Below are 20,482 nucleotides of genomic sequence, written 5' to 3'. Positions count from 1 at the left end.
GAGATCGCAATGGCCGACCAACTTCCAAATTTACCTGTCAATTACCTGCCCCTCGCCCTAGCTCTGGACAATGACCGCAGCGGCGACACATTCCCGATGTTCGCCCCGGCTGCACTTTTGCAGCGGGACGTGGACCTTGAGGATTCTGCCCCCGGGCCATCCCAATTGCCGGTCCTGACCCTAAGTGAGTTCCCCAGAGACCAGGATGGAACGCAGCGACTTCGAGAGGACATCGGCGCTTGGTTGTCAGAGAACAATCTACCCCTTGATACGGATGTATTTCTGGGCCCGCCGGTCACTACGCAGGCGCAGCACTACACGTTACCTATGCCAACCGCAGAGGCGGGGCTTGTGACCGACAGCACAAAGGCGGTGACAGTGGTCATTGATGCCGGGATCGCTTTTTGGAACACGCGGTTTCGCGACAGCACGGGGAAGAACTCGCGATTTGCGCAGATCGAGATATTTTCCTTTGACGAGCGGCCCGCTGGTCCGCCGCCGGTGCCGCCGACGACAAGTGAACCGCTCAAACGTGGAGAAATCCAAGAGCTCTGCAGAGTGTCGGATCAACCCAACGGCAACGCCAGGGTTCTGCGGGACTTGGCTAGCGACCCCCGGTACAAAGAGCGGTTCAAACACAGCGTGTTTTCCGAAGAGGCAAATCCGGTTTGGGAGGCTCCATGGCGTGGAATCGGCATGGACGACTTCTGGCATGGCACCGCCATGGCCGATTTCGCGGACCGGCGCCACATCGACCGGATTGACTTCGACCGGGACGATCACGTCCTTTTTGGGATCGAATTGCCTGCCGATGTCCTTCTTGACCGGCGCGGAGAGTATCTTGCAGGGGTCGCCAGCGCGACGATAGGGGCGGCACTGCGCCTAACCGAGGAATACTGGAACAAAGAGGTCAATCCAATTCCGGTCTACATCGTATTCCCCTACGGTTTTCTGGGCGGACCCCATGACGGCTCGCACGGAGCCGCACAACTGATCGACCTGAAATTGTCAGGGCTTGGAGGCAAGGCGGAAAACGTAAACGTCTCGGTACCAGCAGGTAACCATTTGCAAGACCAAGTGCATTGGCTGATGGGTGGTCTCGAGGCCGACGAGACGGCTGAAACGGTGATCTGGCATCTGCCGCCTGACGATCACTCCTTCAACACGCTCCATATGATCTGGGCGCAAGACGGGCCTCCTGAAATCAATCTCGAACTGCTCACGCCGGCGGGCGATCGCTGTGTGACAAATATCATCGCGGGCAACAAGTTTGCGACCGATATCGAGCTCGGCGAAGATGTGATCGGGAAACTTCTCCATCGCTTTCACGTATCAAGCACAGGGCTGCTTCATGAACTTACATTGAGCCTAATACCAACCGCGCGTCTTGAGCCGAACGATGTCAACGCGCCATTCGGAGACTGGGAGTTGAAGGTTACGGCAAAGAAGAAGGTCACTGACGCAAAATTATGGATACTGCGCGACGACAATCCTGATTTGTTGGGCACGTGGGCTCCGCGACGGCAGAGCTATTTCCGGCACCCCGCCTACCGAATATTTGGGCCTACAGGCGCATACAAACCCGACGACACGGGGAACGCCAGCCCGATCAGACGGGCCGGGACGATCTCGGTCCTCGCAACCGCCTCCCGTGTTCAGTCCTTCGGCGCAAAACAATCATTTGGTGGCGTCGAGGAAGCGGCATGGTATTCGGGAAAACCTGAACCGCGAGCGAACTTGCCGACAAGACACATTCTTGTTGATGACGGGCGTCCGAACATCGGGGAAAAAGCGGTCGGAAATGGAGGCCAGCGAACGTTTCGCGTAAGCGGGACTTCCGTGGCTGCATCATGGTTCTATCGGACGTAGTTGTCTCAAAAGACAAAACACGCCTGCTAACACGTCAAATACACTTGACGATTTCTTTTTTGCAAATCAGGTACCTTGAGATGTTTAGGAATCAACCGGGAGGGTTCTGACCGCGGACAGATTCCACGAACAATCCTGCATCCCAATCGACCGTAATCGTTCTGCCAAGAGTGCTCAATTAATCTTAAACAATAAGCCGAGCCATAGACCCTGGGCAAAACTGGATGCAATTTTTTTGCTCATCCGAAATTGCGGACAATCGCCGCACTCTGTCTAACGGGTAAATTGGGCTCTTCTGACGCCTTCGACGCTGTATCGATGAATGACTGCATGGAAGGCGTGTGCTGCGCGCCCTCTCAAGCTAGTCCCTACTATTGGTAGCCATGATGTTTGGACTTCAGCCCGCCTTTCTTATGTTTTCCGCTGCACGCTTCGCAGCGGTCACTCGAACGCGATACTCGAACATATCCCAACTGACTTGGTATTCATTTTCCACCATTGGTCGGGTATACTCGTTCAAAACCATGAAGACTGTCGCCTTCCTCGGTAATAGGAGCGCCGCACCCAACCACCGTGCCTCTTCCTCCACATCGCGGTCGTAGGCGCGTTCACCGTTTTCTTTCAATGGTGCGTCCATATCGTGCCCGAGGATGATATGCGCCAATTCGTGCGCTAGATCCGAGTTCTGTCGGCGGGGATGGCTATAATCGTTGTGGTGGATTTCTTTGTAGCTACCATCCGCAATGATCAGCCCCGAAAAAGGATCTTTAGGGTGTTTTGCCCAATAACTCAAAATGTCTTTAGGCAAAGCCGCGTTGCCTTTGATGCCGAATATCGGGACGCACAGATGATCTGCCAATTGTCTCGGGCAAAGCGGCGCATGTGATTTGACGCCTAGCTCATGCCGGTAGTCTTCCGCGTATCGCTCAGCCTCGGCCTTGAACCCATATCGGAACTTATGCGCCATCCGCCCGACGTTTCCTCATGTCTTCATACAGCGTCTTAATCATCAACTCCATGGTCTGAGCATCTTCGCCCTTTATGTTGCGATCTGCCCGTAGCAGCGTTGTGATCTCAGCGAGCGTATCTTTCCGCGCTGTCGGCGCAGTGCTTGAGCGATAGAACTGACTGACGTCCAAGCCAGACCAGGAAGCAAGGGCAGCGAGGCTGTCGACGTCAGGCCGTTTCCCCTGACCCATGCGTGTCAGTGTTGATGCCGAAACCTCGGCCTTCTCCGCGACTTTCTTCCATGAAACTTCACGATCTCTGCGAATAGCGTCGAGGGCAGCATAGAACCCCTCAGCATCAAAAAAATTCGACATATGACCTCTCGTTCGACCATTGCAATTATCCGCGAATCAGATATGCAGTAATTGCTAACTAGCAACACAAAGTCACTCTAGCAAATGAAAGGATAGCCAATGGCTAAAAAGGGAAGCCGAACACGCGCCCGCAGTACGATTTCAGGACGGTTTGTCACCAAGGCACATGCCAAACGCAGTCCACGCACAACCGTAAATGAACGAGTAGGCGGTGGATCAACCCGCGGTGCAACACGCAGCGCCATCTCGGGCAAGTTTGTAAAAGCAAGCTACGGCGCGCGAAACCCACGGACGACGATGCGTGATGGATAAGATCCTCAACGATGGCGAGCAAAGAGATGGCAAAGCCGCGCCCGACCCAATGCGGTTTTGTCATCGCGCCGGTTGATAGACCAATAGAGCGATGCATACCAATCAGGACTGATGGGTGAAAACTATGAAAAGTGCGGAAGAAACATCGAAGGCAGCAAAGCTGAACTTGGCCGGATTGTTGGGAGTTGTTGATCGTGCATGGGAAGGTGCTTGGGCGGCGCGTGTCGTATGTCTCGTCTTATTCTTTGACACATGCATGCTGCTAAGCCTGCGTGTCGGTATTGTCGATTGGGCAACGACCGGATCTACACAACTGAATTTTGGATGGTTTATCGTAGCCTTGACTGCGTACTGTCTTGTCGCTGGCCTAATATTTCCACCTGCGCTCGACATCATACGTTCGCTCACAATCCAAATGGCGCCTAGTAGATCTTTTACAAACGAACGTCAGCTGAAGTCTGTTTATTCGACGGCCATATTGGACAAGGCGTTAAGGGCGGAGAGTCAATTCTGGCTCGACTACTATCAAGATCGTGTCGAGAAAAAGCGGAGCTCTCTTGCAAACGGCGAAGCATTTGCGGGGCTGCTCGTCGCAACCCTATGCCTGACTTGCGTCAACGGCATGATTGGCCAATGGTATTCGAGCAATGCGTCAATCGTCTCTGGTTTTTTCCTCTGGTCGGGAAACATTGGGATTCTTGCTGCGATGGTAGTCGTGTCTGGAGCACTTGGGACAGTATTTCAGGTTTGGACAGCTTCACCGACAATCCACATCTACGACCCTGAACTCGCCGCAGAGACCGAAAATGAACGGATCAAAAATTTGAAGGATTTTCAGGCTGCACTCGCGCCGCAGCGCCCGTTTCAAAAGTAGCTCGGCACACCGAAAAATTTGTTGCTAGCCTTATCTCGCTTTTGGCCGATGCCAAGTCGGCTCACTGTAGGCGCCAATCTTTCGTCGCCCAGAGACCACCTTGCTGGTGATTGATGAGGCGCGGTAGAGGGTGTAGCGCCAATGTCTTAATCGACATAACCGTCATCAGCTTCAATTGAATGGAGCGTTCCCGAAGCGTGCCGTTCGCATGCGGTCTTCGGGAACACCCTTGTTTAGGCTACAAGCATTCTGGGCGTGCACCCGGCAGTAGCACCTTATCGATCACATGGATGACGCCGTTATTGGCTTCGATGTCTGCAATAACAACATTTGCAATGTCACCAGTGCCATCTGCAATTGAAACGCCATCGGTGTCCTTGGTGATGCACAGGCGTTCGGACGCGAGGACCGGTTTGAAGTAGTTCGACCCACTCGGGATCATGTCAGCCGACAGCTTGCGATCGTCCACATGGTATAGAAGTACGTTTGTCAGCTGGTCTTTGTTTTCGGGTTTCAGCAGGTTTTCAACCGTGCCTTGCGGAAGAGCCGCGAAGGCATCGTTGACTGGGGCATAGACCGTGAAAGGCCCTGGGCCAGCCAATGTATCGGCGAGACCGGCTGCCGTAACGGCAGCAACGAGCGTAGAGAACCGCTCGTCACCGGCTGCAATGTCGACGATGCTTCCGGCTTGCGCGGACATAGCTGCGGTACCGATGCCAACTGCCAGAGTGCAGATCTTAAGTGTATCCTTCATGAGTGTCTCCTTTGATGAAGGGGGAGGTGAAGGGCCCCAAGGGGCCCAGGAAACCGGGGATCCCGGAATTCAGAACCGAAAGGCAGTGCCTAGAATGATGTCGACGCTTCGATAGTCCGCACTTAGCGTTCCGCCCGGACCGCTAAGCGACTGACTGCCAGCATCGAAATAGCGCAGCTCTCCGGTGATCGACCAACGGTCGGACACTGGGTATGCCCCACCCGCCATTAGTTGATATCCAAAGACGCCTGTGTCGCTGTACTCGCCGGGTGCCGCGCCGCCGCTGACGTCGAAGTCGATCTCGGTGACATAGGCGAGACCGGCGCCTACAAATGGCGTTAGGCGACCTCCGGCAATAGGCTTAAAGTCATAGTATCCATTCAGTGCCAGCGTCGTGGATGCAAAGTCACCCGTAATACCTGCTGCACCGTCGGCTTCGGCTGTACGGTAGGCGAATTCAAGTTCGGAGCGGAACGGACTTTCGGCGTAGTCGTAACCCACGGCCCCGCCGAACACCTGGCCAGTATCGAAACCAGAGGTTCCGGTGAGCGGACCCGCAAGGTCACTCTCAGACAGTAAAGAGGCACCGCCGAAGGCCTTGAGGTAAAATCCGCTATCTGGCGAATCTGCCAAGGCTGAAGATCCGATCAACGCGATTGTGGCTACGATCAGCGTTGGTTTAGTAAGCGATGAGATAGACATATGAACGCTCCTTGTGTGTTATTCAGATGATCCGCCCGTCCTGCGGACCTTGCAGTGGATTTCGCCGTTAACCCCCAGTTTTCAAATAAGATTGCATGAATGGCATTGAATGCTGCACGAATGGCTTGAAGGCTTTTGGGCGGCAAAGGGTGCGACTGCGCGAGCGACCGCTTCAGCCCAAGATGCGGGACTGACCCGACATCAATTTCGCGACTTCATTGCCACGGCGTTTGTTCGCACACGTTGGACAGACCCCGCGGCGAAACCGCATCTCTCACAGAAGCAGCGGTTGAAGGGCGCCTATTTTGAATTGATCAAGGCTCAGCATACGGCAAGCGTTAGTACGACAGTTCAGATGGGGATGAGCCTGCCGCATGACGTCCAAACGGCAGATTTTGCTTGGGCGGCTTCACGATTTGAGTGACGCGCCATTCAAACAAGTGGCTGCTATTCTAACGGCATTCCAACCGCCTTCCGTCCTTCGTCAACCTTGAGTGAGAAATCTGTGCCGAGCCATTGATCAGCGGCTGGTGTCGTCAGAAAGGCGATGGCTTTTGCAACCCAATCTGGCGTGATGTGGCGTTCCCAAGGGATCTGGCTTACCGGATTAATGCCCGAGGCGCGGATCTGTTCTTGCATCTCCGTGGCGACCGTCCCGGGGGATAGCCCGACTACGCGAACACCTTTGTCGTGAGCCTCTTTGTGGGCCACCCCTGTCAGGCGCACCACCGCAGCCTTGGAGGCGCAATAATGCGACCAACCTTCGAGGAAGGAATTTGCGGCCCCGGATGAGATATTGATGATTGTACCACCGCCCGATTGCGCCGCCATGATGGGCATCGCATGGCGCAAGCCGTGATAGACACCTTTGATGTTCACGTCCATGACCTGCCCCCAAGCGTCTGGATCGGTGTCCATGATGCGCGCGATTGGGTCGATCAACCCAGCATTGTTCACAAACAGATCGAGTCGCCCCGTCTGATCAATCGCTGTCTGAACCAGGGCGGCAACGGCCTCGCTTTCGGCGACGTCGGTCGCCAGCGCAGTGGATTGACCCCCGGCATCGCAGATATCATTGGAAATCGCCTCAATACGGTCCTTTGATCGCGCCGCAAGGATCACATGCGCGCCGAGGGCTGCGAGGTGCCGGGCGGCAGCCTCGCCAATGCCACGAGAGGCGCCAGTGACAATCGCTGTTTTGCCGTGAAGGTCAGGTGTCGTTGTCATTTTGGGTTTCCTTTCAATTTGGGGCGCATTGCGCGATCAGTGAAGCTGAGACGGTTACTTTCGGGGCGACGGCGGCCTGGCCCACCCCGATGCCGTATTGAGTTCGGTCGAGAACGCCGCGTATCTGCGCTGTCGCATTGCAATCCTCGACGGTCAGACTGCCTGACAAGGTCAGCGGCAAACTGATCCCCTTGAGTGTCAAACTGCCTGGCACTGACAGTTGGGTTGCGTTCGAAAGCGCGAAGGAGTCTGAGGCGAAGAACGCCTGTGGATAGGCCTCCGCGCCAAGCCAAGCGGCATCTGCGATGGCTTGGGCGCGAGGGTCATCTATGACCACACTGGCGATATCGATCATAACAGCGACAGCGCCGTCCGCGGGCGATGTCGGATCATAGGATATGGCTGCGGTCCAATCCTCAAAGCGCCCATTGGCATCAGCGCCACCAATGCTGACCGTGAAGGCCAAGGTGCTTTGAGAATGGTCCACCACCCAAGACTGTTGGGCCAGTGTGGACGTGCCCAGAAGGCACAGGAAGCTAGTGATAGCCGGTTTAATCCACATGATGAGAGCTCCGACGGTTGAGGTTGGTAAAGCGTGGCAACATCGCGCGAAGCACGTCGTCGCGATCAACCAGATGATGTTTAAGCGCAGCCGCGATGTGCAAACCGGCCAGGCCGATCACGGCCCAGGCGCCGGCCCAGTGCAGGGTGCCCAAAAAGGCTTCGCGCGCTGCATCGGGGCCCAAGGGATGAGGCAGTTCGAAAAGGCCAAAGACGATTGTCGGCAAACCAAGTGTAGACGACGAGGCAAGCAACCATCCGGTGATCGGCACGCCAAGCATAAGCCCATAAAGCGCGACCTGAACCGAACGTGCCGCTACCCGCTCCAGAGCGGACATGTCTGCCGGGAAGCTCGGGGCGCCGCTATGGAGCCGCATTACGCCCCGCGTGATAACCGTAAGAAAGAGAATGAAGCCCAAGGATTTGTGAAGTTGGTAGGCATCAAAAAGGCTGAGGCCGAAAACTGTTAAGCTAAAGTCCCCCGTCGCCTCAGCCAGATGTGCCGCGCGTGTCATGGCAAACCCGGCTAGAAGCATCGCGCAAAGAGCTACCGCCATCACCCAGTGGAGTAGGATGATGGCGGGCGACCAGCGCCATGATGTCAAGTGACGCTGTGCCATATCAGCTCTCGTTCGGGCCTTTGAAGCCCTCCACGTAGCCCCAATTGCAGGGCACGTTGGTTGCGCGCACGGCCTCGGGAAGGGAGCCGCAATCCACGAGGTCGATGAGGATGTCGAGATCGACCTCAAGCCCGATGGGCGAGCCGGGGAAGGCGATGAAATCCATGCCGAAATCCGCGCGGGTCAAAGTGCCGCTGGCCTGAAAGGACGCCGTGCGTATTTCATCATAGTTCGGGATGAAGTCCGGGTATGTGCGATCTCTGAGCAGCGTGAATTGCAGTTCCACCGGCGCAGTTGCACCAAGCATGGTGACATTCCCTGTCATAGTGCCGTCGGTCTCGGATTGCATGGTGATTGTCTCGGACGCGAATGTCACAGTGGGGAAGACGCTCGCGTTCAAGAGATCGGCGTTCCGGATGTGGTTGTCGCGCCCGATATGGTTGGAATTTACCGAAGCCGCATCGACCGTCACGGTGATTTCTGAGTTCTCGGGGTTCTCTTCGTCTATCAGGAACGTACCGCCGAACGTGTCGAACCGGCCGACTGTTGGGGCAAGATCCAGATGCTCGATTGTCCACCCGATATGAGCGTGGCCCAGATCGAGCGTCCATTCGGTCGGCTCGGCCAAGGCTGGCAAAGCGGCCAGGACGAGTGCTGCACTGATTGCAAATGATTTGAAGGTCATAGGTGGTCTCCAGGTTGGGGGGGCGGTCATGTCCGCCAGTGGGGTGGGTAAGTGTCGGCAACGCCGGGGACGGCGCGGAACCGATCCATCCAGTCCGCCAGGGCGGGCCGGGACGAGGTGAGGCTCGTGCAAATCTCTGGTGCTTTTGGACCCGCAAGCGCCGTGCCGCGCGCGATCCAATGCAAGGCCGGGTAGAGCCAGATGTCGGAGGCCATCGCGCTGTCACCGCCGAGGAAGGGTTGATGCGCAAGCCGCGATGCATATTCATCGCACGCGTCCGCGAGTGAAGCGAGGTTCGTGGGATCGTGGGATGTGCCACGAAGCAATGCTTGAGCTGTGGCGGTGACTGGAGCGCGGATCACGGCCTCCATCTCCATCACGTCCTGCCAGACTTGCGCTGCATCGTCTTTTGTCGCACTCCAGATCGGGCGTTGCGTATAAGCGCGATCAAGCCATGCCAGGATGGCGATGCTCTCGCGGATTACCAGATCGCCGATCACAAGCGTCGGCACCTGGCCTTTGGGGTTAAGCTTCAGATACTCTGGCGCCCGGTTTTCGCCTGCGCCGTGATCCAACTGACGGTTTTCAAAGGCAATGCCCTTGAGCGTCAGCGCCAGCATGACGCGCCAGGCAGGCGGGCTGCCAGAGATCCAATAAAGTTGAGGACGCGGCCCTGTCATGGCGCAACCCGTCCATCAATCTGGGCTTTGACTATGGCCAACCGCTCCATAGCATCTGGCCCGGTCGTATTCTCAACCGTGAAGACCTCTTGCGATCTGAGCCCGATGAAGCTCAGCACATGCGTCAAGTACGGGCGCAGATAATCAAAGGCGGCAAGTGGGCCATCGTTGCCGTAGCCTGCAGCCCCGTAGCTCAGCACGAGATAGACCGGACGATCCGCCAGCAATCCGCGGAACTGTCCGTCCTCATAGGCAAAGGTCCTTCCGCCACGCACGATCTGGTCGACCCAGGCCTTTAGCGCAGAAGGGACCGAGAAGTTGTAGATTGGAGACGAGAGCACAATGATGTCTGCTGAGGAAAGCTCCTCAATGAGCTCGTCGGACATGGCCGTTGCTTCGAAAAGCTCTGGCGTCATCTGTGCAGGGTCCGTGTAATACCCTGTAATCGTCTCGGCCGCGATGTGTGGGATCGGCTGTGCCGTCAGATCTCGGGTCACCACCTTGGCGTTGGGGTCATCCGCAATCAATCGACTAACAAGATGGTCCGTGATGGAGCGTGTGAATGACGCGCCATCTGTCGTTTGCCCAGCTGGGCGGGAGGAACTGTCGATCCGTAAAATTGTCGTCATGGGAATGCTCCTTCTTTTTTGGATTGACCCGAAGCTATTACCCGCCGAAAACTCTGGAAACGCATTGTAATGACAAAGTGTCGTGCGAAATCCGCACGAATGAAGTGCAATGGAAACTGAACTTCTCAGAACCTTCGCTGGTGTCGCGCGCCTTGGCTCGTTCGCTGCACAGGCGCGGAAGATTGGCGTCGATGCATCCGCCGTTTCGCGTCAGGTGGCGCAGTTGGAAGCGGCAATTGGGATCACGCTTTTTGAGCGCACGACACGGCGGCTGTCCCTGACAGATGCCGGGCGGCTTTACTTGGAACGCGCATTGCCTCTCCTGGATGCTCTAGATGAGGTGCGGGACGAGGTACGTGATGTCGTGACTGCACCATCCGGGCTATTGAAGGTAACGACATCCGTCGCGTTCGGTGAGCGTTGGTTGCTGCCGCGCCTTCCCGCGTTCCGCGAAACCTTTCCAAAAATCGATCTCGATTTGCGCCTGACAGACAATGTGGTTGATCTGGCTGGCGAAGGTATTGATCTGGCACTCCGGCTGGGACCGGGCGTGGAAGGCGCTTTGGTCGCGGCAAAGCTTTTCGACACGCGCTACCGTGTGGTCACGTCGCCCGACTACGTCAAACGTGCAGGGCTACCAACAAGCCCCGCCGCGCTGGCAGAGCACGACGGTCTTGTTTTTTCCCTTCCCGGTTTTCGCGAAGGTTGGAAATTTCGCACAGGGCCGGGCCATAAGGCTCTTGTCGCGTCACCGAAACCAACACTTGTGATCTCGAACGCGTTGGCGATCCGACGTGGATGCCTAGACGGGCTAGGGATCGCACTGCTTGCAGACTGGACAATTGGCGATGACCTTGCTGCAGGTACACTTGTCGACCTCTTCCCGGAGTTCGACGTGAGCGCGTCTGGTTTCGAAAGCGCGGCCTGGGCGGTTTACCCGTCAAGATCATACGTGCCGGCGCGCCTCAGGGTGTTCTTGGACCACCTGAGGCGCTCAGCGAAGGATCTTTGAAGGCCGATAACAGCTGGTGTTGTCTACTCAATCTACTAGCGCCCTCCCGATTGTTCTGAAAACGAACAGTTCTTCGCGGCGAGCCAAGTATAAGGGTGTTATCTTCAAGTTATTTCTTTCTCGGACTCTAGTTCGGAACGATCAGCACTTTCCCGGCGCTCATGTCATCGGCATATAGCGCGGGGGCTTCAACGGCATTTTGCAGCGGCACTTTTCGTGCGATGCGTGTCTGTGCGAACCCATTTTCCAACGCCTGCATGATCTGCCGGGTCAGAAGAAGCTGTTTCAGAAATGAGGTCTGTTTGGACCACTGCGTGAGCCAGAAACCACGGATGGTGAGATTTTTGAATGTCATTGTTGCGGGATCAAAGTTTGATCGTTGTCCCGACAATTCCCCGTAGACGAGGATTTCACCGTTTGGCAACAAGGCTTCAGCCAACCGACCTGTCATGTCACCAGCAACCGCGTCAAATGCCATGCTGCTGCCAAGATCGGCGGAAAGCATACGCAAATCGTGGTCGAACGCGTCGCTGGCAGATGACAAGACGTGCTCTACACCCATCGAGCGGAGTTCTGCAGCCTGATCCTCACGCCGCACCACGTTGATGACAGTAAATCCCTCTTTGCTCGCCCGTTGTCGGATCATGCGACCAAGTGCGCCGCCAGCGGCCGTTGAAATCACGGCACGATGTCCACCGTCTTTTGCCGCTTGGACCAGGCCGATTGCCGCGAGCGGGTTTACGAAACTCATCGCGCCAACATCCTCTGGCATGCCTTTTGGCAGGGGGAGGCACCGATTGGCCGGTACAACTGCATAGTCCGACCAAAGGCCATCTTTCTCGGGCGCACATGCTACGGTCTTGCCGAGGATACTGCGTCCGAGAAATCCTCCGCCGGTAGCGACAACCGTCCCCGAACCTTCCAGGCCCGGAACGAATGGATAAGCCCGCGACTGGCCATAGTCGCCGCTGATCATCAGAAGGTCTGATGGATTAATTGGAGACGCGGAGACTCTGATCAATACCTCGCCATGCTTGGGTTCTGGAACAGGAATTGTACGCAATTCAAGACCAGTGTCGGGCCCCGAGACAACGAGCGCCTTCATCTTCTTTGGGATGTTGTTTGGAACGGTTTTGGATTTTCGGCGCGTGCTGCGACTCGATTGATCAGGGCGCGTGTCCAAACTCTTTGGATAGCTGGTTATCAGACGCGCATTTGGTGCGGATGGTATGCCTTCGACATTGAGTGCCATGCTATATCTCCATTGGAAATTTCAGGTGGAAATATATGCTTCAGTCTTGCGATGTCGACATGAAATATTTACAGTGGAAATAATTATCGATAAGCCACTGAAAATAATGAAAAAGAATTATCACCATGGTGATCTTAAGCGCGCTCTGATCGATGCGGGTCTCGTCGAACTAGAGGAAAGCGGCGTTGAAGGCTTGTCGATGCGGAAAATCGCGTCTCGCGTTGGCGTAAGTCACACCGCGCCTAAAAATCACTTTGATGGGTTTCGTGGTCTGCTGACAGCGCTTGCGACCCGAGGGTTTGAGATGCAGGTCGCTGCAATGTTGCACGCCACTGCACCATCAGACGAAATACCCGATCGGGTCGGCAGGCCGGGCAATGGCTATTTTGCGTTCGCGCTGGAGCATCCTGAGCTTTACAAGCTGATGTTTTCTCGGACGCTGACGGACGGGACGGACGAAGAGCTTCGGCGTGCATCACAGGCCAGCTACGATATCTTGCGTGGGATCGCGGCGGAGCTTTCTGATCAGCAAGGTGATCATCGCCTGACCGAATGGGCTTTATGGAGCCTTGTTCACGGCTACGCCATACTCATGATCGAAGGTGAAATCCCGAGAAGCGAAAATGGTGACGTCATCTATGATGTGCGGGACCTGATAGCAGGGTTGCACCCGACCCGAAGTGCCCACTGATCTCGCGCCAAACTCCCCTCAAAGTAAATTGCTGAAGCCACGATGTATGTGGATATGTGGGCCGGAGGTACTCCCCGACCCGTAGTGTCTAAGCATTAGTAGAGCGGCTGACCTGCCAGCGCTTGAAACATCACCAAGACGGTGAGGATTGCGTAGCCTGCGGAGGCTGACAGCAGAATTGGGAAGCCTGACTGCACCCCGCGCAACGTCAGAGCCAGCACCGGTAGGATCTGCATTGCATGTAGGGAAAGGAAATGAGACGGGCGCAAGTCACCAACCTCGCGCGACCAGCCGAACAGCGGCACACGGGCACCACCGTCTGTCGGAACACCAATGTAGCGTCCTCCGCCGCCAGCCATTTCGCCTGCGACCCAGAATGTCAGAACGAACGACAGGCCAAACCCCAGCGCGATCCCCCACTTCATCAGGGGATCGAGTTTTGCGTCCTTGTCAAAAACGGCTATGGCGCCAACGGCCAAGGCCGAGACCATCAGCGTTGTGGCACCCGCGCCCATCAGCCCGTACATCATCTCGTGAAACGGCGTCGCTTCATTCCAATGTGATGATTCAAGCAGGTTTGCCTGATACATCATATAGCCCATCTCAAAGACCATTGCGCAGCCCGACGCCACCGCCATCACGACAAGAACCAAATTGAAGCGCCACCGGTCCGAGAGGCAGGTCGCGACGAAAGCTTGCGTCAAGAATAGGATGACGAATGAAACGGCAAATTTGGTCGGTTTTGTCCATGTGAGTTCCATCCCGAACTGGCGAGGATCGAATGCCATCAGACCGAGGCAACAGACAAAAAATGCGAATGCTGCTACAGCCAAAATGTAAAAGGACCGGGCTGCATCAAAGCGTGTCTGAAAGCGATCGTTTGCGGCAAACCTGTCGGCGAAATCGATGAATTTCGAAAGTGTCATAGCGTGTTCCTTCACGTGTGTTGATGAAGGTCAGTTGATCTGCACAGCACCTGTTTGCACCTGCGTTTACACCAATGGTCGATGCCGATGCACCGATGGCATTGATCATCCGTGCAGTGGCACAGCGTGGCGAAATCATCGATACCGCATTTGACAGTTACGCTGTGTCGGGGCCATTTTTTGTCGAACGAACGGCGGGGTGCGAGCGATGAAACCAAAACTGACAGAACGATTGCCGCTAATCTATCTTGGGGTCGGCACTGCCTTGACCATCGTCCTGTGGCTGCTTCGGCCCGCAGCTGGGGAAGGGCTCTCTGGGGTGACGGCGCTGTTCTTCTGGGCGCTGCATGTCGCGATTGTCCTGCCGCTGCTTTACGGTGCGCAAGAGCTGTTGGGCAAGCTATCTTACCTTGATCGGCTATCGCCGATCTCAGCCACGGTCGTTGCCGGCATATTAGGATCTGTTGCTTTCACACCTTTCGCCGTTGGACTTGATGCGCTGTTTGCCGCCCCCAATGATAGCGAAGACACAGGACCAATCTGGCAATTGTGGACCAGTGAATTTGGGTCATTTGTCTTTCCAATCTCTTTGGTCTGGGTTCTGCTGAACGCACGTGCCCTGTCAAGATTGTCCGTGCCGCGACTGCTTGCTGACGAGGAGATGACCACTGCTGTGGACCCGGAAATCTCGGAGGATGAGCGCGAGTTTTGGAGCAGAATGCCGAAACCACTTGGCAAGAATATTGTCGCTGTCAGCGCCGAACTCCACTACCTGCGGGTTTATACAACGCTTGGCGATACGCTGATCCTCTTTGGCTTCGGGCGGTCGTTGGAGGTGCTTCAGCGATTTGATGGGATGCAGATCCACCGTTCGCACTGGGTGGCGTTGCCACATGTCGCAGACTTGGTGCGTAATGGCGGAAGCCTTCGCGCACGATTATCCAACGATATTGAGCTTTCGGTAAGCCGCGCAAATGCCAAGGCGCTGAAAGACCGCCTCGCAGGGCAAACCGAGAAAGAGTTGGCCGCGATGACTTAAACACGATCGAAGGGCGTGCCTTAAGGCCCGCCCTTCACGATTGGTATTTGCCGCTTAAGGTTAGTTTTCGACAAATGGCAGCTCGATATAGCTTTGGCCATTTGCATCACTGATCACAGTGATTTCGGCCGCCTGCAAATCGGCGCTTTCGAAGATGGACGCGCCGGTCTGCGGGTTCCGGTCCCAGGCTGGGAAATCTGAACCGGCAACCATAATTGCGACCCGATGACCGGCATTCAACTGGTGTCGGATCAAACTCATGTCGAATGGTACTGTTACCGGCGTCTTCGCCTCATTCTCGATCCTCAAATGATCGGACAAGATTATGCTGGCAGTGCCATCTGGTGCGACATCAAGAAGCCGGACGCTCAGATCAAAGCTCGGCGCGTTGCTGGTCGCTACAATTTGGCCGGTGACCGGGCCAGCGAGGATGCGAGTTTCGGAAAGAGCAGCCGCCTTAAACACCAATGTGTCCTGCCGTGTGATCAGGTCAGTCTGATCAAGCGCACCTGACGCGGCCAACAGATAACGACCACCCTGTGTGGGGACAGGGTTTGCAGGATCGCTGGTAAAAGTATTGCTGGATTCACTGGCCGTTTGGACCAATTCGCCTTCTGCGATGTAGTAGCGTTCCGCGACCCCGATGATGTCGATGACTTCGGAACCTTCAACGAACTCAGCATTCCCTTGCGTAGCAGCCTTCACGACGGGACGGTCGGCGCGTGGTTCGTCCTTCAGCCAATGGTCAAACCACGAGAGCATGCGCGGCTCTGGGAAAATGCGCGGATCGTCGATATCGTAATGCGTCCCGTTGACCACCAGCAACTCGCGGGGAATGTCGCGTTCTTCGAGATCAGCAAAGAGATCGAACGTGCTTTGTGCAAACGTGTCCTGCCAGAGGGTCACAACGGACGTTGGAACCTCGATCTTACCAAGCGCATTCGTTTCGTCGCGAAATGTCTCGCGCGCTGATACATCACTCAGCATGGACCAGAACGGCATCAGTTGATCCAACTCTGGCACATCGCCCAGAGGCGCGGCCAACCAGGTGTCAGAGTTAAGCGGATCTTCTAGGCCTTCGAACAGACCTTGTACGTATCCACCGATGGCAGGGACGAGGTCGGCTACCTCCTCACCATCAATCCCCCGACCAGCGATATGGCTTTCGCTGACGTCAAATGCGAGAAAGCCACCCTGTACCAACAAAGACTCTGTGCGCAGCGCTCCGTCGCGCGGTGCCATATCGGTACCAAAGGGGTCGGCCGGGGTTGTTTGCAGGAAGAGGGCATCGAGCGCCGGCGGTTGCTCCGCCGCTGCCAATGCTGCGCTCACGCCAACGGCGCTGTCACCAAAGAGACCGATGCGGCCGTTGCTCCAGTCTTGTGCATTCACCCATTCGATCAGGTCGTAGCCGTCTTCACCGTCATCGCGCCAAGACCGATCAACGCCGTCCGAACCATTTCGTCCCCGCGTGTTCTGAATGACGAGCGCATACCCATTTTCGGTGATCAGCGGCCACCCCGCTGTAATGGCCGCGTCGTCGTCATCGTCATCTTCAGACGGGACAAAATCTGTGAGTTTCATGCTGCTGTCGTAGAGTTCGCCGCCGATTGGGATAATGGGTGGCCCGTAAATGGTCCGCGCAACTAGCGTCGGAAACGGACCGTCTCCATCAGGCAGGTATACAAGTGTACTCAACTCCGTGCCGTCCCGCATCTCAACGCGGATTTCAAGAGGTTCGGCGATAATTGATGTGGAGGATATTGCCAGCGGCACCGTAATCATGATTGCCTTGAGTGCTGTCATCATTGATCGTGTCATGTCGTGTCTCCGTTTTTTGAAATTGACACGTCATAGCTCGCGGGTGCCCAACTGCATTTACAGCGGGCTTGCACCAGTTGCAGTTGCCTTTGCACGGATGGAGGTAGTTCGCCGTCAGTGGTGCAAAGGTCTGCACGAACAGCCGCCCTAAGTGGACGTTTTTTCTTTGTCTTCAGTTGTTGAAGGCTTGCGACAGAGTTCTGCTGCCTTTGAACTTCGGCACAAGGGATCGAGGCTAAGCCGAACCCTTTGAGACGATAGCTGACCAACTTGCGACTTTCCCAAAAGGTATTTCTGCTTCTCGAAAGCTCACGACATTAGCTTCGCGTGCGCGGCGAAGGTCCGGTTTCTCGAACCGCACCGCAGCATTCGCATCTGATGGCCAATGTCCAGTAAGGGCCGTTCTCTTGGGAGCCAGCCGACACTAGGCATAGGATGCCGCAGTCGCTCCGATGGCCGCGAAGAGCCCATAGGAGACCTCTCAGATTTTTGCTGCGAGCGCATGCAGCACGAAAATCGCTGCCGGTGCTCGGTCCAGTATGCGGCGCGGCGGTAAAGATCGCAGCCATTCGTTCATTGTTGGGCGACAAATTCGACGGGAGTTAATGACTTGCAGAACAAAGCAAGCCTTTGCTGCGCCTTCGTCAAAGTGCGCTGTCCAGAGAGCTGACGCTTTTGTGCCATCTACCCGACAAAACCGTCGTTTGCGCATAAAGCTTCACTAGGCAGTTCCGAACTGAGTAGTTCCTTGAATGGTCTTAGTGTGTAACTATAACATCTCCGAGGGGTCGTCGAGGCGCCGCTGCAAGAGTGTCTTCTGGATACCCTGCGCGCAGGAGAATCTGGGGCTGTTGTTCGTCGCCGACGAGTTTGCTCACCTTTGCGCGTAGCTCTGGTATTTCAATGGGTTGGTTGAGATAGCTAGCCTGCGCTCCAGCCACTGCCGCTGTAAGAAGAAATCTTTGCAAGGCTTGGCCAGCTGAAAGCCAGTCTTGTGTTCTGTCTTGTTCGGTTGAGATGACAGCCAATAAAGGGGCCTGATTTGCGAGTTCATGGTCTTGCGCCGCCACGCCATTGCCCAAATCAAAACGTCGAACAAGCGCTCGGGCGAGAGGAGCGGCAAGCGCTGGCATCGCAAGCCCGTCGCCCGCGCGGCGCGGGTGCATCCATTGTGCCAACTCACGGCGCCAACTGGGATTGTCCCATTGTAGCGCATCGCCTTTAACCACAAGGTCGCAAATCAGCTGGCGCTGCCCTTCGTCGTGGATAACAGACAACCGCGCGCCCTCAGCCTCTGTGACTGAATTCAATTCACTGATCAAATCGACTGGAAGCTCTTCTGATTCAAAACGCTTTCGATAGGTACGTCGGTTTGGGATTGCTTTGGAAAGACACGCAAGCACGTCGAGTGCAGGTCCAGAAAAGGCCAGATCTGCCAGAACGTCTTCATCTGTTGGATCGGGATGATACACCACTTCACTACCGTATCCGGCAGCCGCCCCCGCCACGCGAAGGTTCATCAAGGCGCATCCGCAACTGATGCTCAATTCGCGGTCATGCGGGTCATTGACAGGCAATGCGCGTGTCCGGTCCGCTAACAGGCGAATGCTGTTTTCCCCGACTTGGAAAAGCCACGGCTGCGAATTGTGACTTGATGGCGCCAAGATTGCCTGAGCAATGAAGGCTGTCAGTTCGGCCCTACTCAGCATAGGGGCGTACCCGCGTCACGAGTTCTATCAAGTATCGACCGGGCTCTTCATGTATGATGAAATGGCCAGAATCTCGAAAGGCGACGTAGTGTTTGTGAGGCGCCTCAATGGCATCAAACCAAGGCCGGACCAATGACGTTGGGGTCTGCCAGTCATGTTCGCCTTGGAAGATGAAGATTGGCACGTCGTAGGTGCGATTCAAATCTGTGCGAAAGTCGCGATCGTGCAGGTCGCCAACCAAGGCCAGGATTGTATCGCTGGCAGAGAGCATCCGATATGCCTCCATCAGAGAAGTGTCCGGTGAGACAATCGTGTCCAGAAAGAGATTGGACCGCATGTAGGCCCCCGAATGAGACGCGTGCATGCCATGGCCCATTGGGCCGAGGAACGCATGGATCGTTGCGATCCTGTCGAGAATGGCCCTAGGATTGCGTGCGTCGGGCCACTCAGAGGGCAAATCGGTCAGAATGCGCTCGGCTTCAACGTTCTGGGTACGCCTCGCCTCATCGATCAGCAGACGTTGCGTTTCATCGAACGTCGCGCGCCAAGCCAGCCCCTGGCCGACGCCGACATAACCATACAGCAGATCGGGCCGTTCCTGTGCCACACCAAGGCCAAGCATCGAGCCCCAGGAATGCCCGACCAGAACGATCCTTTCGACCGAAAGGCGCGTGCGCACCTCTTCAATGATAGCAATCGTATCAGCAACAAGACGCTCGTAAGTGGCGTCGCTCGGGGTGCCAGGCTCGGTCCGTCCTGCGCCCCGCTGATCCCATTCGACCAGAGTGAAATACTCAGTCAGCGGTCTCAGCGTGCGATGGGTATAGCCCGATTGGGCAGCACCGGGGCCGCCATGCAGGTCAACGAGCACGGGATTGTCCCGGTCGCGCCCACGGATGCGGACGAAGTGGGCCACGCCGTCGATGTCGAGATAGAAGGACGTATCAATACCAATGGGTGTTTCGAACCAATTGCCGTCCGCCGCCAGGTTCTTGCCCTGCTGAATAACCAGCAGAACAGCAATCACCCCACCAAGCGTCAGAAACAGCACCGGGAGACCAAACCAGACTGCGAAAAAGCGAAGCAAATCCATTCTCCTTGGACATGGCCGATCTTAGGTTTCTTAAAATGGTTTAAGGACGCCCATGTTCTTCTTCATGGCCCGCGCGCCGCAGCAATGCCGCCAATCGCCCCGGTGAATGCGCAAAAGCCAGTGTAAGCAGACGAAATCCAAAAACCTCTCAATGGCTGTTGCGATGTTCCGTGGCGGGCCCTTCAGCACTCCATTAGGAGGGACGATAGCAAAGCCGTTTTTCGTTTTCTTTGACGCACATCAACAAGCATAGGTCATCTTTCAGTTAGCCTATGCAGTGAAGCGAAACTGACAACCAAGCCCGTCCCATGAAAACCGTCTTGGCCTGGGTCAAGCCATCTGAGATGTTTGCGTGTCTGTCCCTCATGCAGCGTTGGTCGGTACCGAGCCCATACCGGAAGTCCTTGAATTGTGATGTACGCGCTTGCAGCACAAAAAATGCTACGATTGCTCGGGCCCTGTCGCTTTACGGTTGCAAGGAAAGCAGAAGTTAGAAAACGCGTGAAACGGATGAGGGGGCTAGCCGAAAGCCCACGGACTCCCGTTATTCGGAAATCACCTGTTCGAGTTTAATTCAGTACAAAGAAACCGTTCAACCAGTAAGTAACGCGATTGCTCGGCTAAGATCTCTTGCCTGACCCAAATCAACATGCCCAAAGCCGCCGGCATCATTGTCCCAATACTGTCCAGATGCATCGGCGAAG

Annotated in this window: 20 protein-coding genes; 5 read left to right on the top strand and 15 right to left on the bottom strand. The window is 55.8% G+C overall.

Annotation, left to right across the window (positions count from 1 at the left end; genetic code table 11):
* Positions 1–9: 9 nt before the first annotated feature.
* A complete protein-coding gene (locus SLH49_RS21980; RefSeq protein ID WP_320271288.1) occupies positions 10–1,869 on the top strand; it encodes a hypothetical protein in 1,860 nt (619 codons plus the stop codon).
* Positions 1,870–2,266: 397 nt separating this feature from the next.
* Here the strand turns inward: SLH49_RS21980 and SLH49_RS21975 are convergent, their stop codons facing one another.
* Complete coding sequence (locus SLH49_RS21975; RefSeq protein ID WP_320271287.1) at positions 2,267–2,836, bottom strand: ImmA/IrrE family metallo-endopeptidase; 570 nt, start codon at positions 2,834–2,836, stop codon at positions 2,267–2,269.
* Positions 2,826–3,191: an XRE family transcriptional regulator gene (locus SLH49_RS21970; protein WP_320271286.1), complete on the bottom strand. Its 366-nt coding sequence runs from the start codon at positions 3,189–3,191 to the stop codon at positions 2,826–2,828. The genes SLH49_RS21975 and SLH49_RS21970 overlap by 11 nt, the downstream gene beginning before the upstream one ends.
* 436 nt (positions 3,192–3,627) lie before the next feature.
* Between SLH49_RS21970 and SLH49_RS21965 the strand changes: the two genes are divergently transcribed.
* Complete coding sequence (locus tag SLH49_RS21965; protein ID WP_320271285.1) at positions 3,628–4,377, top strand: hypothetical protein; 750 nt, start codon at positions 3,628–3,630, stop codon at positions 4,375–4,377.
* Positions 4,378–4,615: 238 nt separating this feature from the next.
* Here SLH49_RS21965 and SLH49_RS21960 read toward each other — a convergent pair whose 3' ends face one another.
* From SLH49_RS21960 to SLH49_RS21925, 8 genes are all read right to left on the bottom strand, one after another.
* Positions 4,616–5,131 (bottom strand): fasciclin domain-containing protein, encoded by a 516-nt coding sequence (locus SLH49_RS21960; RefSeq protein ID WP_413785323.1) that lies wholly within the window; start codon positions 5,129–5,131, stop codon positions 4,616–4,618.
* A gap of 69 nt (positions 5,132–5,200) precedes the next feature.
* Positions 5,201–5,833: an outer membrane protein gene (locus tag SLH49_RS21955; RefSeq protein WP_320271284.1), complete on the bottom strand. Its 633-nt coding sequence runs from the start codon at positions 5,831–5,833 to the stop codon at positions 5,201–5,203.
* Between the two features lie 447 nt (positions 5,834–6,280).
* Entirely contained in the window at positions 6,281–7,060 is a 780-nt protein-coding gene (locus tag SLH49_RS21950; protein ID WP_320271283.1) for an SDR family oxidoreductase, read from the bottom strand.
* Positions 7,061–7,073: 13 nt separating this feature from the next.
* The gene (locus tag SLH49_RS21945) at positions 7,074–7,622 is read right to left on the bottom strand and encodes a YceI family protein (protein ID WP_320271282.1); all 549 of its coding nucleotides are present in this window, start codon (positions 7,620–7,622) and stop codon (positions 7,074–7,076) included.
* Positions 7,612–8,241, bottom strand: coding sequence for a cytochrome b (locus SLH49_RS21940; RefSeq protein ID WP_320271281.1), 630 nt, complete (start codon positions 8,239–8,241; stop codon positions 7,612–7,614). Before SLH49_RS21940 ends, SLH49_RS21945 begins: the two co-directional genes overlap by 11 nt.
* 1 nt (position 8,242) lies before the next feature.
* Positions 8,243–8,926: a YceI family protein gene (locus SLH49_RS21935; protein WP_320271280.1), complete on the bottom strand. Its 684-nt coding sequence runs from the start codon at positions 8,924–8,926 to the stop codon at positions 8,243–8,245.
* Between the two features lie 26 nt (positions 8,927–8,952).
* The gene (locus SLH49_RS21930; RefSeq protein ID WP_320271279.1) at positions 8,953–9,606 is read right to left on the bottom strand and encodes a glutathione S-transferase family protein; all 654 of its coding nucleotides are present in this window, start codon (positions 9,604–9,606) and stop codon (positions 8,953–8,955) included.
* Positions 9,603–10,235 (bottom strand): FMN-dependent NADH-azoreductase, encoded by a 633-nt coding sequence (locus SLH49_RS21925; protein WP_320271278.1) that lies wholly within the window; start codon positions 10,233–10,235, stop codon positions 9,603–9,605. Before SLH49_RS21925 ends, SLH49_RS21930 begins: the two co-directional genes overlap by 4 nt.
* 109 nt (positions 10,236–10,344) lie before the next feature.
* On the opposite strand from SLH49_RS21925, the gene SLH49_RS21920 reads away from it, so the two are divergent.
* Entirely contained in the window at positions 10,345–11,247 is a 903-nt protein-coding gene (locus tag SLH49_RS21920) for a LysR family transcriptional regulator (RefSeq protein ID WP_320271277.1), read from the top strand.
* A gap of 127 nt (positions 11,248–11,374) precedes the next feature.
* Here SLH49_RS21920 and SLH49_RS21915 read toward each other — a convergent pair whose 3' ends face one another.
* A complete protein-coding gene (locus tag SLH49_RS21915; protein WP_320271308.1) occupies positions 11,375–12,352 on the bottom strand; it encodes an alcohol dehydrogenase catalytic domain-containing protein in 978 nt (325 codons plus the stop codon).
* Positions 12,353–12,476: 124 nt separating this feature from the next.
* On the opposite strand from SLH49_RS21915, the gene SLH49_RS21910 reads away from it, so the two are divergent.
* Positions 12,477–13,190 carry a TetR/AcrR family transcriptional regulator gene (locus tag SLH49_RS21910; protein ID WP_320271276.1) on the top strand — a complete coding sequence of 238 codons (714 nt, stop codon included), beginning with the start codon at positions 12,477–12,479 and terminating at the stop codon, positions 13,188–13,190.
* A gap of 95 nt (positions 13,191–13,285) precedes the next feature.
* Here SLH49_RS21910 and SLH49_RS21905 read toward each other — a convergent pair whose 3' ends face one another.
* Positions 13,286–14,116, bottom strand: a complete 831-nt coding sequence (locus tag SLH49_RS21905; protein WP_320271275.1) for a hypothetical protein — start codon at positions 14,114–14,116, stop codon at positions 13,286–13,288.
* Between the two features lie 208 nt (positions 14,117–14,324).
* On the opposite strand from SLH49_RS21905, the gene SLH49_RS21900 reads away from it, so the two are divergent.
* The gene (locus SLH49_RS21900; RefSeq protein WP_320271274.1) at positions 14,325–15,155 is read left to right on the top strand and encodes a LytTR family DNA-binding domain-containing protein; all 831 of its coding nucleotides are present in this window, start codon (positions 14,325–14,327) and stop codon (positions 15,153–15,155) included.
* A 60-nt stretch (positions 15,156–15,215) separates the two neighbouring features.
* Here the strand turns inward: SLH49_RS21900 and SLH49_RS21895 are convergent, their stop codons facing one another.
* The 3 genes from SLH49_RS21895 to SLH49_RS21885 all read right to left on the bottom strand — a co-directional run bounded on the left by SLH49_RS21895 (position 15,216) and on the right by SLH49_RS21885 (position 19,772).
* Entirely contained in the window at positions 15,216–16,976 is a 1,761-nt protein-coding gene (locus SLH49_RS21895) for a CocE/NonD family hydrolase (protein ID WP_320271273.1), read from the bottom strand.
* 758 nt (positions 16,977–17,734) lie between these two features.
* Positions 17,735–18,685 (bottom strand): Acg family FMN-binding oxidoreductase, encoded by a 951-nt coding sequence (locus tag SLH49_RS21890; protein WP_413785322.1) that lies wholly within the window; start codon positions 18,683–18,685, stop codon positions 17,735–17,737.
* Complete coding sequence (locus tag SLH49_RS21885) at positions 18,675–19,772, bottom strand: alpha/beta hydrolase (protein ID WP_320271272.1); 1,098 nt, start codon at positions 19,770–19,772, stop codon at positions 18,675–18,677. Before SLH49_RS21885 ends, SLH49_RS21890 begins: the two co-directional genes overlap by 11 nt.
* Positions 19,773–20,482: the final 710 nt, after the last annotated feature.

The organism is Cognatiyoonia sp. IB215446 (assembly GCF_033963825.1).
Classification (GTDB): domain Bacteria; phylum Pseudomonadota; class Alphaproteobacteria; order Rhodobacterales; family Rhodobacteraceae; genus Yoonia.
Note: the sequence above shows the minus strand (reverse complement) of the source record. Positions and strands in the feature narration are given on the sequence as shown.

What these genes read in the sequence shown, in the direction of transcription:
- SLH49_RS21980 (WP_320271288.1), top strand. Translation starts at nt 10, where the DNA reads ATGGCCGACCAACTTCCAAATTTACCTGTCAATTACCTGCCCCTCGCC.
- SLH49_RS21975 (WP_320271287.1), bottom strand. Translation starts at nt 2,836, where the DNA reads ATGGCGCATAAGTTCCGATATGGGTTCAAGGCCGAGGCTGAGCGATAC.
- SLH49_RS21970 (WP_320271286.1), bottom strand. Translation starts at nt 3,191, where the DNA reads ATGTCGAATTTTTTTGATGCTGAGGGGTTCTATGCTGCCCTCGACGCT.
- SLH49_RS21965 (WP_320271285.1), top strand. Translation starts at nt 3,628, where the DNA reads ATGAAAAGTGCGGAAGAAACATCGAAGGCAGCAAAGCTGAACTTGGCC.
- SLH49_RS21960 (WP_413785323.1), bottom strand. Translation starts at nt 5,131, where the DNA reads ATGAAGGATACACTTAAGATCTGCACTCTGGCAGTTGGCATCGGTACC.
- SLH49_RS21955 (WP_320271284.1), bottom strand. Translation starts at nt 5,833, where the DNA reads ATGTCTATCTCATCGCTTACTAAACCAACGCTGATCGTAGCCACAATC.
- SLH49_RS21950 (WP_320271283.1), bottom strand. Translation starts at nt 7,060, where the DNA reads ATGACAACGACACCTGACCTTCACGGCAAAACAGCGATTGTCACTGGC.
- SLH49_RS21945 (WP_320271282.1), bottom strand. Translation starts at nt 7,622, where the DNA reads ATGTGGATTAAACCGGCTATCACTAGCTTCCTGTGCCTTCTGGGCACG.
- SLH49_RS21940 (WP_320271281.1), bottom strand. Translation starts at nt 8,241, where the DNA reads ATGGCACAGCGTCACTTGACATCATGGCGCTGGTCGCCCGCCATCATC.
- SLH49_RS21935 (WP_320271280.1), bottom strand. Translation starts at nt 8,926, where the DNA reads ATGACCTTCAAATCATTTGCAATCAGTGCAGCACTCGTCCTGGCCGCT.
- SLH49_RS21930 (WP_320271279.1), bottom strand. Translation starts at nt 9,606, where the DNA reads ATGACAGGGCCGCGTCCTCAACTTTATTGGATCTCTGGCAGCCCGCCT.
- SLH49_RS21925 (WP_320271278.1), bottom strand. Translation starts at nt 10,235, where the DNA reads ATGACGACAATTTTACGGATCGACAGTTCCTCCCGCCCAGCTGGGCAA.
- SLH49_RS21920 (WP_320271277.1), top strand. Translation starts at nt 10,345, where the DNA reads ATGGAAACTGAACTTCTCAGAACCTTCGCTGGTGTCGCGCGCCTTGGC.
- SLH49_RS21915 (WP_320271308.1), bottom strand. Translation starts at nt 12,352, where the DNA reads ATGAAGGCGCTCGTTGTCTCGGGGCCCGACACTGGTCTTGAATTGCGT.
- SLH49_RS21910 (WP_320271276.1), top strand. Translation starts at nt 12,477, where the DNA reads ATGCCTTCGACATTGAGTGCCATGCTATATCTCCATTGGAAATTTCAG.
- SLH49_RS21905 (WP_320271275.1), bottom strand. Translation starts at nt 14,116, where the DNA reads ATGACACTTTCGAAATTCATCGATTTCGCCGACAGGTTTGCCGCAAAC.
- SLH49_RS21900 (WP_320271274.1), top strand. Translation starts at nt 14,325, where the DNA reads ATGAAACCAAAACTGACAGAACGATTGCCGCTAATCTATCTTGGGGTC.
- SLH49_RS21895 (WP_320271273.1), bottom strand. Translation starts at nt 16,976, where the DNA reads ATGACACGATCAATGATGACAGCACTCAAGGCAATCATGATTACGGTG.
- SLH49_RS21890 (WP_413785322.1), bottom strand. Translation starts at nt 18,685, where the DNA reads ATGCTGAGTAGGGCCGAACTGACAGCCTTCATTGCTCAGGCAATCTTG.